This window comes from Streptomyces sp. NPDC058246, assembly GCF_042881985.1.
Lineage (GTDB): Bacteria > Actinomycetota > Actinomycetes > Streptomycetales > Streptomycetaceae > Streptomyces.
This window is the reverse complement of record NZ_JBHVWZ010000022.1, coordinates 29344-41845: the sequence shown is the minus strand read 5'-3', so window position 1 is coordinate 41845 and position 12502 is coordinate 29344. Positions and strand designations below refer to the sequence as shown.

The 12502-nt window shown below is 71.4% G+C and carries 11 protein-coding genes; 10 read left to right on the top strand and 1 reads right to left on the bottom strand.

What is annotated here, in order from left to right; all coding sequences use genetic code 11:
* Nucleotides 1-234: 234 nt before the first annotated feature.
* The 5 genes from ACFVXA_RS27530 (at nt 235) to ACFVXA_RS27510 (ending at nt 4829) form a co-directional block, all read left to right on the top strand.
* Entirely contained in the window at nt 235-2199 is a 1965-nt protein-coding gene (locus ACFVXA_RS27530; RefSeq protein WP_390027179.1) for an IclR family transcriptional regulator C-terminal domain-containing protein, read from the top strand.
* Between the two features lie 385 nt (nt 2200-2584).
* Nucleotides 2585-2995 (top strand): VOC family protein, encoded by a 411-nt coding sequence (locus tag ACFVXA_RS27525; protein WP_390027176.1) that lies wholly within the window; start codon nt 2585-2587, stop codon nt 2993-2995.
* A 185-nt stretch (nt 2996-3180) separates the two neighbouring features.
* Nucleotides 3181-3663 carry a helix-turn-helix transcriptional regulator gene (locus ACFVXA_RS27520; RefSeq protein ID WP_362016300.1) on the top strand — a complete coding sequence of 161 codons (483 nt, stop codon included), beginning with the start codon at nt 3181-3183 and terminating at the stop codon, nt 3661-3663.
* 5 nt (nt 3664-3668) lie between these two features.
* Nucleotides 3669-4292: a glyoxalase gene (locus tag ACFVXA_RS27515; RefSeq protein ID WP_362016302.1), complete on the top strand. Its 624-nt coding sequence runs from the start codon at nt 3669-3671 to the stop codon at nt 4290-4292.
* Nucleotides 4293-4352: 60 nt separating this feature from the next.
* Nucleotides 4353-4829: an iron chaperone gene (locus tag ACFVXA_RS27510; RefSeq protein ID WP_390027173.1), complete on the top strand. Its 477-nt coding sequence runs from the start codon at nt 4353-4355 to the stop codon at nt 4827-4829.
* Nucleotides 4830-5191: 362 nt separating this feature from the next.
* Here ACFVXA_RS27510 and ACFVXA_RS27505 read toward each other — a convergent pair whose 3' ends face one another.
* The gene (locus tag ACFVXA_RS27505) at nt 5192-6073 is read right to left on the bottom strand and encodes a BTAD domain-containing putative transcriptional regulator (protein WP_390027171.1); all 882 of its coding nucleotides are present in this window, start codon (nt 6071-6073) and stop codon (nt 5192-5194) included.
* Nucleotides 6074-6277: 204 nt separating this feature from the next.
* Here ACFVXA_RS27505 and ACFVXA_RS27500 point away from each other — a divergent pair, with 204 nt between their 5' ends.
* The 5 genes from ACFVXA_RS27500 to ACFVXA_RS27480 all read left to right on the top strand — a co-directional run bounded on the left by ACFVXA_RS27500 (nt 6278) and on the right by ACFVXA_RS27480 (nt 12437).
* Nucleotides 6278-6403, top strand: a complete 126-nt coding sequence (locus ACFVXA_RS27500) for a hypothetical protein (protein WP_362016308.1) — start codon at nt 6278-6280, stop codon at nt 6401-6403.
* 1 nt (nt 6404) lies between these two features.
* Nucleotides 6405-8609 (top strand): TOMM precursor leader peptide-binding protein, encoded by a 2205-nt coding sequence (locus ACFVXA_RS27495; RefSeq protein ID WP_389751765.1) that lies wholly within the window; start codon nt 6405-6407, stop codon nt 8607-8609.
* Between the two features lie 221 nt (nt 8610-8830).
* Nucleotides 8831-10870, top strand: coding sequence for a histidine kinase (locus tag ACFVXA_RS27490; RefSeq protein WP_390027168.1), 2040 nt, complete (start codon nt 8831-8833; stop codon nt 10868-10870).
* Between the two features lie 59 nt (nt 10871-10929).
* The gene (locus tag ACFVXA_RS27485) at nt 10930-11550 is read left to right on the top strand and encodes a response regulator transcription factor (RefSeq protein WP_362016314.1); all 621 of its coding nucleotides are present in this window, start codon (nt 10930-10932) and stop codon (nt 11548-11550) included.
* 110 nt (nt 11551-11660) lie between these two features.
* Nucleotides 11661-12437 (top strand): alpha/beta fold hydrolase, encoded by a 777-nt coding sequence (locus tag ACFVXA_RS27480; protein ID WP_390027165.1) that lies wholly within the window; start codon nt 11661-11663, stop codon nt 12435-12437.
* Nucleotides 12438-12502 lie beyond the last annotated feature (65 nt).

Genomic DNA, 12502 nt, shown 5'->3' with positions numbered 1-12502 from the left:
AGCACTACGGTGTCTTCCGAGATCCGCACCACGGTGTCTCTTCCGAGCCGCAACGGAGAGCCCATGACATCGAACGTCGTGCCCGGCCCCGGGGCCGATCCTCGTAGCGAGGCCGGTACGGGAGCCATGACCGGGTCTGACACCGGCGCCACGCCCGCGTCCGACACCGGTGCCACGCCCCGGGCCGGGACCAGGGCCACGCCCAGATCCGGGACCGGGACCGGGACCGGGAGCATGCGGTCCGAGATCAGGACGGGGGCCGCGGTGCCCGCCGAGGCCGTCACCCCCCTCATCCGGGGTATCGCCGTGCTGCGCCGGCTGACCGAGGCCGACGGCTCCTCCAGCCTCAGCGGCCTCGAACGGGCCACCGGACTCGCGCGCTCCACCGTCGACCGGATCACGGCGACCCTCGCGCGCATGGGATACGTACGCCTCGACGGCCGGGACGCCGTACTGGCCCCCCGTCTGATGGAACTCGGCAACGCCTACCTCTCCGCCCTGCGGCTCCCCCGCCTCCTGGACGCGCACGCCGACGCCCTCGCCGACGAGCTGGACGAGTCGGTGTCCCTGGCCGTCGGCGACCGGGACGGCATCCGCTTCATCCACCAGGCGACCCGGCGCCGCGCCATGTCCCTCAGCTTCCGCATCGGCGATCTGCTCCCCGCCGAACGCACCGCGCCGGGACCGCTGTTCGCCACCGAGTGGGGCGAACAGGAGTGGGCGCGCTGGCACGAACGCCGGGCGGCCGATCCGGAGGACCGGGGATTCCCCGCCGTACCGGCCCGCAGCCGCCCGTTGGACGGTCAGGGGGATGGGGAAGGTGAGGGGGAGGGACGGAGCGACGCCACCGCCCCGGCCGCCCAACTCCCCACCGTCGGCGACGACTTCGAGCGGCGTACGGCCGAGGCGCGGGAGGCCGGCTGGGCCCTGGACGACCAGCTGATCGAGCCCGGCCTCGTCGCGATCTCGCTGCCCGTGCGGGAGGCGGGGCGGATCGCCTGTGTGGTGAGCGTGGTGAGTCACACCAGCCGGCACACCGCGAGCGACCTCCAGGACACGCTGCTGCCTCGGCTGCGGAAGGCCGTGACCGCGATGGAGCGAGACCTGCGGGAGGCGCGTGACGTACGGGACGCACACGACGCACACGACGTACGGAAGCCACGGGACTCACGGGAAGCTCGGGAGTCACGGGGTGCCCAGGACTCGCGGGGTGCCCAGGACTCGCGGGGGGCCTCGGACTCGCGGGACGCCCAGGACTCGCGGGGGGCCGCGGACTCGCGGGGTGCCGGTGAATCACGAGACACCCAGGACTCACGGGACGCCCAGGGCTCACGGGACAACCAGGGCTCACGGGACGCACGGCCCGTCGGACCCGTGGCTCCCTCCGGGCTCGCCACCTGGACCAGTGCCTCCAAGCAGGAACTGGGCCGGGAGTTCATCGAGTCGCTGGCCCGCGGCCTGACCGTGATCACCGCGTTCGGCGAGGGCCGGCCCGAACTGACCCTCACGGAGGTCGCCCAGGCCACCGGACTTGCCCGCGCCACGGCCCGGCGTGCGCTGATCACCCTGGAACACCTCGGATACGTCACCGCGCACAACCGTGTCTTCCGGCTCACGCCACGTGTCCTGGGCCTCGGCTTCCCGCCGCTGTCGCGGACCTCGCTCCCCGAGATCGCGGCGCCGCACCTCACCGAACTGTCCCAGCGGCTGCACGACTCGGTGTCGCTGGCGATCCTGGCCGGCGACGAGATCCAGTACACCGGCCGCGTCTCCACCAGCCGCATCATGAGCGTCCACATCACCGTCGGCAGCCGACTGCCCGCGTACCCGACCGCGCTGGGCCGGGTCCTGCTGGCCGACCAGCCCGGGACGCGGGTCGCCGACCTGCGTCCGTTGACCCCGCTGACCCCACGCACCATCACCGACCCGGCGACGTTCAAGGCCGAGCTGGATCGCGTACGCAAGGCCGGATACGCCTTGGTGGACGAGGAGTTGGAGGAGGGGCTGCGGTCTGTCGCCGTGCCGGTGCGCGAGCGCGGCGGGCGGGTGGTGGCCGCGGTGAACGTCGCCATGCACAGCAGCCGCCGTACCCCCGAGGAGTGCGTGCGCGACGTGCTGCCCCAGCTCCACGCCACGGCCGGCCGGATCGAGTCGGATCTGCGCGTGGCGGGCCGCTTCAGGCGCGTACCACTCGGCTGACGGGCCGGCCCGTGTCGCGATGGCCTGAAGGTGATCTACGAGGTCGGGCCCGTTGACGAAACGGGATCATTGGTTCCTGGCGGCCGCCGCACTCATGCTGTCCCTGATCGTCGGACCACCGTCCTGACCCGTACACCCACCGAACTCGCCTTCGGCAAGGGGCCGTTCGGCTCCCGTGAGGCGGCCGGACAGTGGCTGACCCGGATGCTTCAGCTGGTACGCCCGGCCCGTTCGGAGCACAACTCACGTGGTTGAGCGCACCGTTGCGCGCGGCTGAGCCCCCTTCGCCGGGTGACGCGACGTCAGGCAGCATGCGGGGCAGGTGACTCAGACGGATCACATTTGGAGAAGCGTCGGTCACGGAGCCGCCGCTAACGTGACGGTCATGGACATCACCATTCACACGACCTCCCTCCCGCATGACGACCCGGACGCCGCCCTGGCCTTCTACCGCGACGCCCTCGGCTTCGAGGTCCGCAGCGACGTCGGGCACGGCAGGATGCGCTGGATCACGGTCGGCCCCGTCGATCAGCCCGGTACGTCCATCCTGCTGGCGCCGCCGGCCGCCGACCCCGGGGTCACCGAGGACGAGCGCCGCACCATCGTCGAGATGATGGCCAAGGGCACCTACGGCTGGATCCTGCTGGCCACCCACGATCTCGACGCCACCTTCGAGAAGATGCAGGCCGGCGACGCCGAGGTCGTCCAGGAGCCGACCGATCAGCCCTACGGCGTGCGCGACTGCGCCTTCCGCGATCCCGCGGGAAACCTGGTCCGCATCCAACAGCTTCGCTGAGCCGTTCGGCAATCGATCCGCCCCCGGCGGCCGGCGTCGCGACCACGGCGAAGAACGCGACGGCCGGCGCTTCCACGCCTCCTATGTGCGGGGCGAGCCGACAACCGCTCCCCAGCTCGCCGCCGCCCGCTCCATCCTCAGGAGGTACTCAGGTGCTCGCAGACATGGACGAAAGGACTTCTCTCATGTGTCATCCCGCGTGGCAGCGCGCACTCGCCGCTCAGCAGCGCCTGAACGACCTCGCGCGACTGCGCCGCGTCCGCGACCGGATCGACAGGGAGTACGCGCAGCCGCTGAACGTCGAGGCGCTCGCCCGCGGCGCGCACATGTCGGCCGGACATCTCAGCCGGCAGTTCCGGCTCGCCTACGGCGAGTCGCCGTACGCCTATCTGATGACGCGTCGCATCGAGCGCGCGACGGCGCTGCTGCGGCGCGGCGATCTCAGCGTCACGGAGGTCTGCTTCGCGGTCGGCTGCTCATCGCTGGGCAGCTTCAGCACCCGCTTCACCGAGCTGGTCGGCATGCCGCCCAGTGCCTACCAGCGCCGCGCGGCAGACGCCGCGGCCGCTGCGGGCGCTGCCGCGGGGATGCCGTCGTGCGTGACGAAGCAGGTGACCAGACCGGTCAGGAATCGAGAAGCACCGGCGGCCGAGCCCCAACTAGCGTGAGGGACATGACTTCTTTCGCATCCGTCACCCTCGAGGTGGCCGACCTCACCGCCGCCAGCCGCTTCTACACCGCTTTCGGTCTGGACACTCAGGTGCGCCTGCGGGCCTCGGACGCGCCGACCACCGGCTTCCGCGGGTTCGCGATGTCACTCACCGTGTCCCGGCCGGCCACCGTCAACGGCTTCATCGACGCCGCCCTCGACGCCGGTGCCACGCCCCTGAAGCCCGCCGCGAAGTCGTTCTGGGGCTACGGCGGCGTCGTACAGGCCCCGGACGGAACGATCTGGAAGGTCGCCACGTCGGAGAAGAAGGACACCGGCCCGGCCACCCGGCAGATCGACGAGATCGTGCTCCTGCTGGGAGCCACGGACGTGGCCGCGAGCAAGCGGTTCTACGTCGAGCGTGGCCTCGCCGTGGCGAAGAGCTTCGGCCGCAAGTACGTCGAGTTCGCCACTCCGTCGTCTCCCGTCAAACTGGCGCTGTACGGGCGCCGTGCCCTTGCCAAGGACGTCGGCGTTCCTGCCGACGGCACCGGATCCCACCGGCTCATGCTGGGCAGCGCCGCCGGGTCTTTCACCGACCCCGACGGGTTCGCCTGGGAGGCCGTGTCGCTGGCACCCACGACCTGATCCGTCCAGCGGTCCGCCTCGGCGGTGGTCCGATCAAGCCTGGTAAGAGAGGAACCCCCCATGAAGAGCACGCAGACGTCCGCCAAGAGCGCCGGCGCGGTCGCCGAGAAGCACGACGGATTCACGGACGAAGAGCGCGGTGCGATGAAGGAGCGCGCCAAGGAGCTGAGGACGGCCTCGCGCCGCAGCCCGCGGGCGGCCAAGGCGGACCCGGAGAGCGAGGTACTCGCGAAGATCGCCGCGATGCCGGAAGCGGACCGCGTCCTCGCCGAGCGGCTCCATGAGATCGTCACAGCGGGCGCGCCGGACCTCTCGCCGAAGCTCTGGTACGGGATGCCCGCGTACGCCAAGAACGGCAAGGTCGTCTGCTTCTTCCAGAGCGCGGAGAAGTTCAAGTCGCGGTACGCCACGCTGGGCTTCAGCGACGAGGCGGGTCTCGACGAGGGCACCATGTGGCCGACCACCTACGCCCTGACGAAGCTGACAGCCGCCGTCGAGGCACGCATCGGCGCGCTCATCGAGAAGGCGACCAGCTGAGGCCGGCGCTCATCGAGAAGGCGACGAGCTGAGGCCGGCGCTCATCATGGCGCCGTAAACCCCCGCGCAAGCAGCGGCGTTGGGCCGCCAGTCGTCCGACGACGACCGGCCCGCGGTCCCCGCCGTCCGGGACCGGCGGCAGCACCGCCGCCAGTGGCGCACCGGACCGGTGCCGCCCTCACGCACGATCCGCCGGCACCGCAGGCCCTCCTGGCCGGCCGGTCCGCGCACCTTGGCAGGCTCCGCCACCCCGTCCCCCCATCCGCCATCCCCCACCCCCCACGTCGAACGGGATGTCCGCCCCCATCCCGCAGTCTTCAGCGGCGTCATCGCCGACCCGGTGAACCTGTCCGGGCAGATCACTAGACCCGTGCGAGACGGGCCGCGGCGAACTCCTCGGGGGACCACGACCCGGACCAGACGTCCAGCGCCGGGTCCCCCGACAGGATCGCCGTCTGCAGGCCCTGCAGCCGCGGGCAGGGCTCGACGCCCAACTCACGGTTGAGCACGGACCTGATCTGGTGGAACGCCTCCAGCGAACGCCCGACACGTCCCGCCCGGTAGAGGGCGATCATCAGGTAGGCGCAGAGGTTCTCGTTCATCGGGTTCCTCGCCACCACGCGCGTCAGCTCGCCCAGCAGGTCGGCGTGGCGTCCCAGGGCCAGGTCCGACTCGATGCGCCGTTCGAGCGCGCCGAGCCGGCTCTCCTCCAGGGACACCGCCTCGATCTCCAGGACGCTGCCCTTGCGGACGTCCACCAGCGCGGGGCCGCGCCACAACTGCAACGCCTGGCGCAGTTCCTCCGAGGCGCGGTGGTGGTCACCCGCCTCGGAGGCGGCACGGCCGGCGCGCACCCTGCGCTCGAACGCCTCGACGTCCGTCTCGCACGCGCCGCCTTCCAGGAGGTAACCGCTGTGGCGGGTGCTGAGTATCTGGCGTACGCCAGGACGGTCGGAGTCGGCGGCCGCCAGCGCGTTGCGCAGCTGCAGGACGTACGTCTGCAAGGTGGTGGCATGGCTGCGCGGGGGCCGGTCTCCCCACAACTCCTCGATGAGCGCCGGCACCGTGACGACCCTGCCCGCGTTCAGCGCGAGCAGCGCCAGCACCTGCCGCTGCTTGGGCGCGCTGGCCGTCACGGGCGTCCGGTCGAGATACAGGGACAGCGAGCCGAGCAGCCCGATGCTCAGCCGTCCGAGCTGCTGCTCGGCATTGACGGCGTCGTACGTACTGGGGCCTTCGGACATTCCATTCCTCCAGGCATCGCACCGATCGGTCTCGGTCACCAGCATCCACAGTCGGCCGGGAGTTGCCCACTGAGCTGCACATCTCCTCCGTATGAAGAATTCACACGGGGAACGTGAATCGCAGCATGGCGTCCCGCGGGACGGCGCTTGGAGACTTCGGTCACCGCGGCGACGACCGCCGACGGAACGGAGAGAGGCGGCATCATGCAGATCACTCCCAGCTGTGACGACCTGATCATCGAGAACCTCGACGGCTCCACTCCCGGCACGGACGACCCCTCCGGATGGTGCTTCATCCTGATCCCCGGTGCGGCGCCGAGAGCGGCCTAGTATGCGCGCGGACGAACGGCCGATCGGATTCCGGCGACACCTGCGGGCCGAGATCATCCCGGGCGAGGCGGTCTACCTCGTCTCACCCCGAGGCACGACGGCCCTGTCCGGAACCGCCATCCACCAGGTGGCGCCGCTGCTCGACGGCTCACTGACCCTCACCGAGCTGCGGGCCGCCGCGGAAATCCCGGCGGAGAAGCTGGACGGCATGATCGACCGGCTCGCCGCGGCAGGTCTTGTCGGCTTCCACACCGGCCCGCAGGACGCCGCGGCCGGAGCGTACTGGGATCTGGCCGGGGTCGGCGGCCCGACGGACGCCGCGCTGAGCGTCGTCGCGCTCGGCGGGGCCGACGCGGCCGCGGCCGAGCGGGCCTGCCAGGCGGCCGGCCTGTCCTGCGGCCCCGAGGCGCCCTTCACCCTGGTCGTCTGCGACGACTACCTGGATCCGGCGCTGGCCGACTTCAACGCCGCCCGGCTCGTGGACGGGCGGCCGTGGCTGCCGGCCAAGCCGTACGGGGCGCAGCTCTGGATCGGCCCGGTCTTCCAGCCGGGGACCGGGCCCTGCTTGTCCTGCCTGGCCGTGCGGCTGCGCTCCCACCGGCGCGGCGAGACCCACGTGCGGCGCGCGCTGGGACTGGCCGGTCCGGTACGGGTTCCGGAGGCCTCGCTGGCGGCGACCCGAGAGCTCGGACTTCAGGCGGCGGCGCTCGAGGCCGCCAAATGGCTCGCCGGCCTGCGCGACGACAGCCGGCACTCCGTCTGGACTCTGGACACCCTGACGCTCACCGCCGCCCACCATCCCGTCGCCCCTCGGCCGCAGTGCCCCGACTGCGGCGACCCCCATCTGGTCGCCGACCGTGCCCTGCGGCCGGTCCGCCCGGTCTCCCGGCCGAAGGGCGTCACCGCGGGCAACGGGCACCGGGCGCTCTCCGCGGAGCGGATGTGGGAGCGCTTTCGCCACCTCGCCGACCCCGTCACCGGGATCGTCGAGCGGGTCGTCCGCGACCCGCGCAGCCCGTCGTTCCTGCACTGCTACCAGGCCGGCCCCAACCTGGCACTGGCCGGATCCGATCTCCCCTCGTTCCGTGCCGGACTGCGCATGCAGAGCGGGGGCAAGGGACGCACCGACCTGGACGCCAGGGTCAGCGCCCTCTGCGAGGGGGTCGAGCGGTACAGCGCGTCGCGCTTCCATGACGAGGCGACGGTCCTCGGCAGTTACCGCGATCTCGCGCCCGAAGCCATCCATCCGGGCGAGTGCATGCTGTTCGACGAACGCCAGTACCGGGAGCGCGAGCGGTGGAACGCCCCGGGCATTCCCTTCCAGCACGTGCCCGAGCCGTTCGACGAGAACGCGAAGATCGAGTGGACGCCCGTGTGGTCGCTCACCGGAGGCACGCACCGGCTCCTGCCGACCAGCCTGCTGTACTTCGGCGGCGACGGGAGCGCCTCGGTCATCGCCGACTCCAACGGCAACGCCGCGGGCGGCACTCTCGAAGACGCCATCCTCCAGGGCTTCCTCGAACTGGTCGAGCGCGACGCCGTCGCGCTGTGGTGGTACAACCGGACCCGCCACGCCGGGGTGGACCTGGACTCGTTCGACGACCCGTGGATCTCCGCCCTGCCCGGCCGGTTCCGCGAGCTGAATCGCACGCTCTGGGTGCTCGATCTGACCGCCGACCTGGGCATCCCGGTCATGGCCGCGGTCTCGCACCGCGTCGACGGACCTGCCGAGGACATCATGCTCGGCTTCGGCGCGCACCGTGACGCCGCCGTCGCGCTGAGCCGTGCCGTCACCGAGCTGGGCCAGCTGCTGCCCGCCGTGACCGACGGCTACGCGCCGGGGCTGCCCGGACATCTGCTCGACTGGTGGCGCGAGGCGACGGTCGCCTCACAGCCCTATCTCGTGCCCGACCCCGAGCGACCCGCGCGCACCCCGGCGGACTACGGACACGTCCCGCGCACCGACCTCCGGGATGACCTCGACGACCTCTGCTCGCTGGCCCGGAGCCATGGTCTCGAGGTGTTCGTGCTCGACCAGACCAGGCCCGACCTCGGGCTGCCGGTGGTGAAGGTCGTCGTCCCCGGCCTCCGGCACTTCTGGGCCAGGTTCGCGCCGGGCCGTCTGTTCGACGTGCCGGTGCGTCTGGGCAGGCTCGACTCGCCCACGCGTTATGAGGATCTCAACCCGATTCCCATGTTCCTCTAGACCTGGAATTCCGCCGGCCCCGGGAAATCACCCATCGTGACGATCACGTGGTGACGATAAGAGCCGGTTCGATAAGAGCAGTATACGAAGTCGGAAAAAGTGAAGACTTGGTCATGACAAGGTGATGCTGTGTAGGTAACATCACCGGCGGTATCAGGGGGGATGCCGGGCGCTTGCCTGTGCTCTCAGTCACCGCAGGTCGGACGAGGAGGCACGCGCCGATGCTCGACGCATCTCAGGGCGACGGCCGAGACGACGAGTCCGGACTGCAGGCTCCGCGTATGGCGCTCCTGGTCACGCTGGGGGTTCTCGGCGGCCACACCCTCGTCACCGTGCTGAACGTCCTCGACCAGGACCCCGGTCCCTGGCGGCTGGCCTTACTCGCCCTCTGCCTGGCTGCCGTTCTCGCCCTGCAGTACGCGCACTCCACCCGGCAGCCGCGCACCTGGCCGGTCCGCGTCCGCGTGCTGACCCTGTCCGCCCAGGCCCTGGTCACCTACCTGCCGCTCGCCTGGCTCGGGCTGCCGTGGGGTGCGATGGCCGGGTTGCTCGCGGGTTCGGTGCTGCTGGCCGTGCCCGGCCGGCTCCGCTGGCCGCTGTACGCCGCCGTCACCGCGGGCATCGTGCCCGCGGTCGTCGCGATCGCCGGGCCGGGTGTCGCGATCTACGGGGTCGGCGCCACGATGCTCGCCAGTCTCATCATCTTCGGGGTCAGCTCGCTGTCCGGTCTGGTCGCCGAGATCCGCGACGCCCGGCGCGCGCTGGCCGGGATGGCCGTCGTCCAGGAGCGGCTGCGGGTCGCCGGCGACCTGCACGACCTCCTCGGCTACAGCCTGTCGGCGATCGCGTTGAAGTGCGAGCTCGGCCACCGGCTGCTCCCGACCGCGCCCGAGCAGGCCAGATCCGAGGTCGCCGGGGTGCTCGGCGTCGCCGGCGAGGCCCTGGGCGACGTGCGCCTGGTCGCGACCGGCTACCGCGACATGTCGCTGGCCGCCGAGACCGAGTCCGCGCTCTCGGTCCTGTCCGCCGCCCGGATCGCGGCCGAGGCCGACCTGGCCTGCGGGCCGCTGCCGCGACAGGTGGACACCGTGCTGGCCATCGTGCTGCGCGAGGCCGTCACCAACGCCCTGCGGCACAGCAAGGCGCAGCACTGCGCGGTCACCGCCACCCGGGAGGGCGAGACGGTGTCGCTGCGGATCCGCAACGACGGCGTCGGCGACGTCTGTCCGGGCACCGGCGCGGAGGCCGGAAACGCGGAAGGCGGCAGCGGGCTCGGCAATCTGACGACCCGGCTGCGCGGCGTCGGTGGCGACCTGACCAGCGGGCCGGACGGCGAGGGCTGGTTCCAGGTCGTCGGCCACGCCCCGGTCGCTCCCCGGGACGACGACAGCCCCGCGGAGTCCGCACCCCAGGACCGCGGGCGGGCCACCCAGCACTGGGCGCCAAGGATGGCGCGGAGCATGCTCGTGGCCGTCCTGCTCGGCTACACGCTCATCACCGTGATCAACGCCGCGGACAGCGCCGGGTCCGGGACCGCCATGCTCGCCTTCCTCGGCTGCTTCGCCGTCGTCGTGGCGCTGCAGGCGCTCCACTCGCTGCGCCGCTCACACACCTGGCCGGTGCGTACGAGGGCGCTCACCCTCGGGGTCCAGGCCGCCGCCACGTACGCCCCGCTGCTGTGGCTCGGGGGCCCCTGGGGCTCGATGGCCGGGTTCCTCGCCGGATCTCTGCTGATCACCGTGCCGGGCACACTCCGGTGGGCGCTCTACGCGACCTCGGTCGCGGTCGTCGTGCCGGTGGCGGCAGCCGTCGGCGTAGCGCTGTCCGACATCGTCTACCTGGCCGACTCCTCACTGGTGGCAGGCCTGGTCGTCTACGGCTTCACCGCGCTGTACCGGCTGGTCACCGAGCTGCACGAGGCCAAGGGCGCGCTCGCACGGCTGGCCGTCGCCCGCGAGCGCCTGATCGTGGAGCGTGAGCTGCGCGAGGTGCTCGGCTCGAGCCTGTCCGCGATCACGATGAAGTGCGCGCTCATCCACCGGCTGCTGCCGCAGTCACCGGGGCCCGCGCGGGACGAGCTGACCACCGTGCTCGAACTCTCCCGCCAGGCCCTCGCCGATGTCCGGCTCGTTGCGCGCGGGTACCGCGGGCAGCTGGGCGCGCACGACCGGTCGGAACGCCGACGACCGCTTCCGGAATTCGGCTCGTCAAATACAGACGGGCAGCCATTCACCGTCCAACAAACGGAGGCCACGCGCTGACAGCTGACGGGCACTTTTGGGGAATTTGCCCATTCTCAATAAAAAATAAAGGGGGACAGGTGGAGAATCGGCGGCTCGAAATTCTCCTGGCCGAGGACATGCACCTGGTGCGGGGAGCGCTGGTCGCGCTGCTCGGACTGGAGCCGGACCTGGAAGTCGTCGCCGTGGTGGACAGGGGTGACCTGATCGTCCCCACCGCACTGAAGTGCCGACCGGATGTGGCGATCATGGACGTCGATCTGCCGGGGATGGACGGCCTCACCGCGGCCGAGATGCTGCACGACCAGCTTCCGGAGTGCCGCACGCTGATCATGACCGGGCTCGGACGTCCCGGCTTGCTGCGCCGTGCGATGTCCGCGCGCGTCTCGGGCTTCCTGCTCAAGGACTCTCCGTCCGAAGGGCTCGCGCAGGCCGTCAGGGAGGTGGCCGCGGGCCGCCGGGTGATCAACCCGCAGTTAGCCATGAGCGCATGGGACATCGGCGAGAACCCGCTGTCCGAGCGCGAGACCGAGGTGCTCGCCATGGCCGCGCAGGGCGACGAGCCCGGAGAGATCGCCGCGAAGCTGCACCTGTCGATCGGCACGGTGCGCAACTACCTGACGACGGCCGTGGTGAAGCTCAACGCCCGCAACCGGATCGACGCCGTGCGCATCGCCACCGAGGCCGGCTGGCTCGCCTGAGGGGCGCGGGCCACCCGCGACCGGTCCTCGACCGGCGATCCACCGGCGCGCTCGAAGATGCCGACATACGGCGAGGTGAGAGCACCTCCGTTCGGCATGAGGAGTGCGTGATGCGCAAGGTCGTTTCGCGGGACGGCACGACGATCGCTTACGAGACGGCGGGCGAGGGCCCGCCGATCGTGCTTCTCAACGGGTCCTTCCGCGATCACACGATCTTCGACCCGCTCGTTCCCGAGCTGGCGCCGCACTGCACCACCTATGTCTACGACCGTCGGGGGCGCGGTGAGAGCGGTGACTCCCCCGAGTACGCCGTGCAGCGGGAGATCGAGGATCTCGAGGCGGTGATCCAGGAGGCCGGTGGCTCAGCGGTGGTGTTCGCCGGGTCCTCGGGCGCGAATCTGGCGCTCGAGGCGGCGCTCGCGGGCGCCCCGATCACCAAACTGGCGCTGCACGAGCCGTTCTTCCGGGTCGACGGATACCCGAAGCCCCCGTGGAACTTCGCGAAGACGCTCCGGGTCCTCCTGGCGGAAGACCGGCGTGACGAGGCGGTCGAGTACTTCCTCGGCGGCTTCCTGGGCTTCACCCCCGACACGGTCGCGGACTGGCGGAAGGGCCCGATCTGGGCGATGAACGAGGCGAACGCCCACACACTCGCCTACGACACCGCGGTCTGCGGCGACTACCGCGTCCCGGTCGACCGGCTCGCCGGCTACCGGACGGAGACGCTGGTCCTCAACAGTGACAGCACCAGCGCCTGGCTGCGCGCGGCGGCGCGGGCGACCACGGCAGCCCTGCCCAACGGCCGGGGGCTCGAACTGCCCGGTTCCTGGCACCGGATCGACATGGATGTCCTCGGCCGGGTCCTGGTCGAGTTCGCCACCACCTGACAGGCCCCGCCACCCCGGCCGGGCGGCCTGTGCGTTCGCCGGGGGTCGCGCGGTGGTTCCGTTGT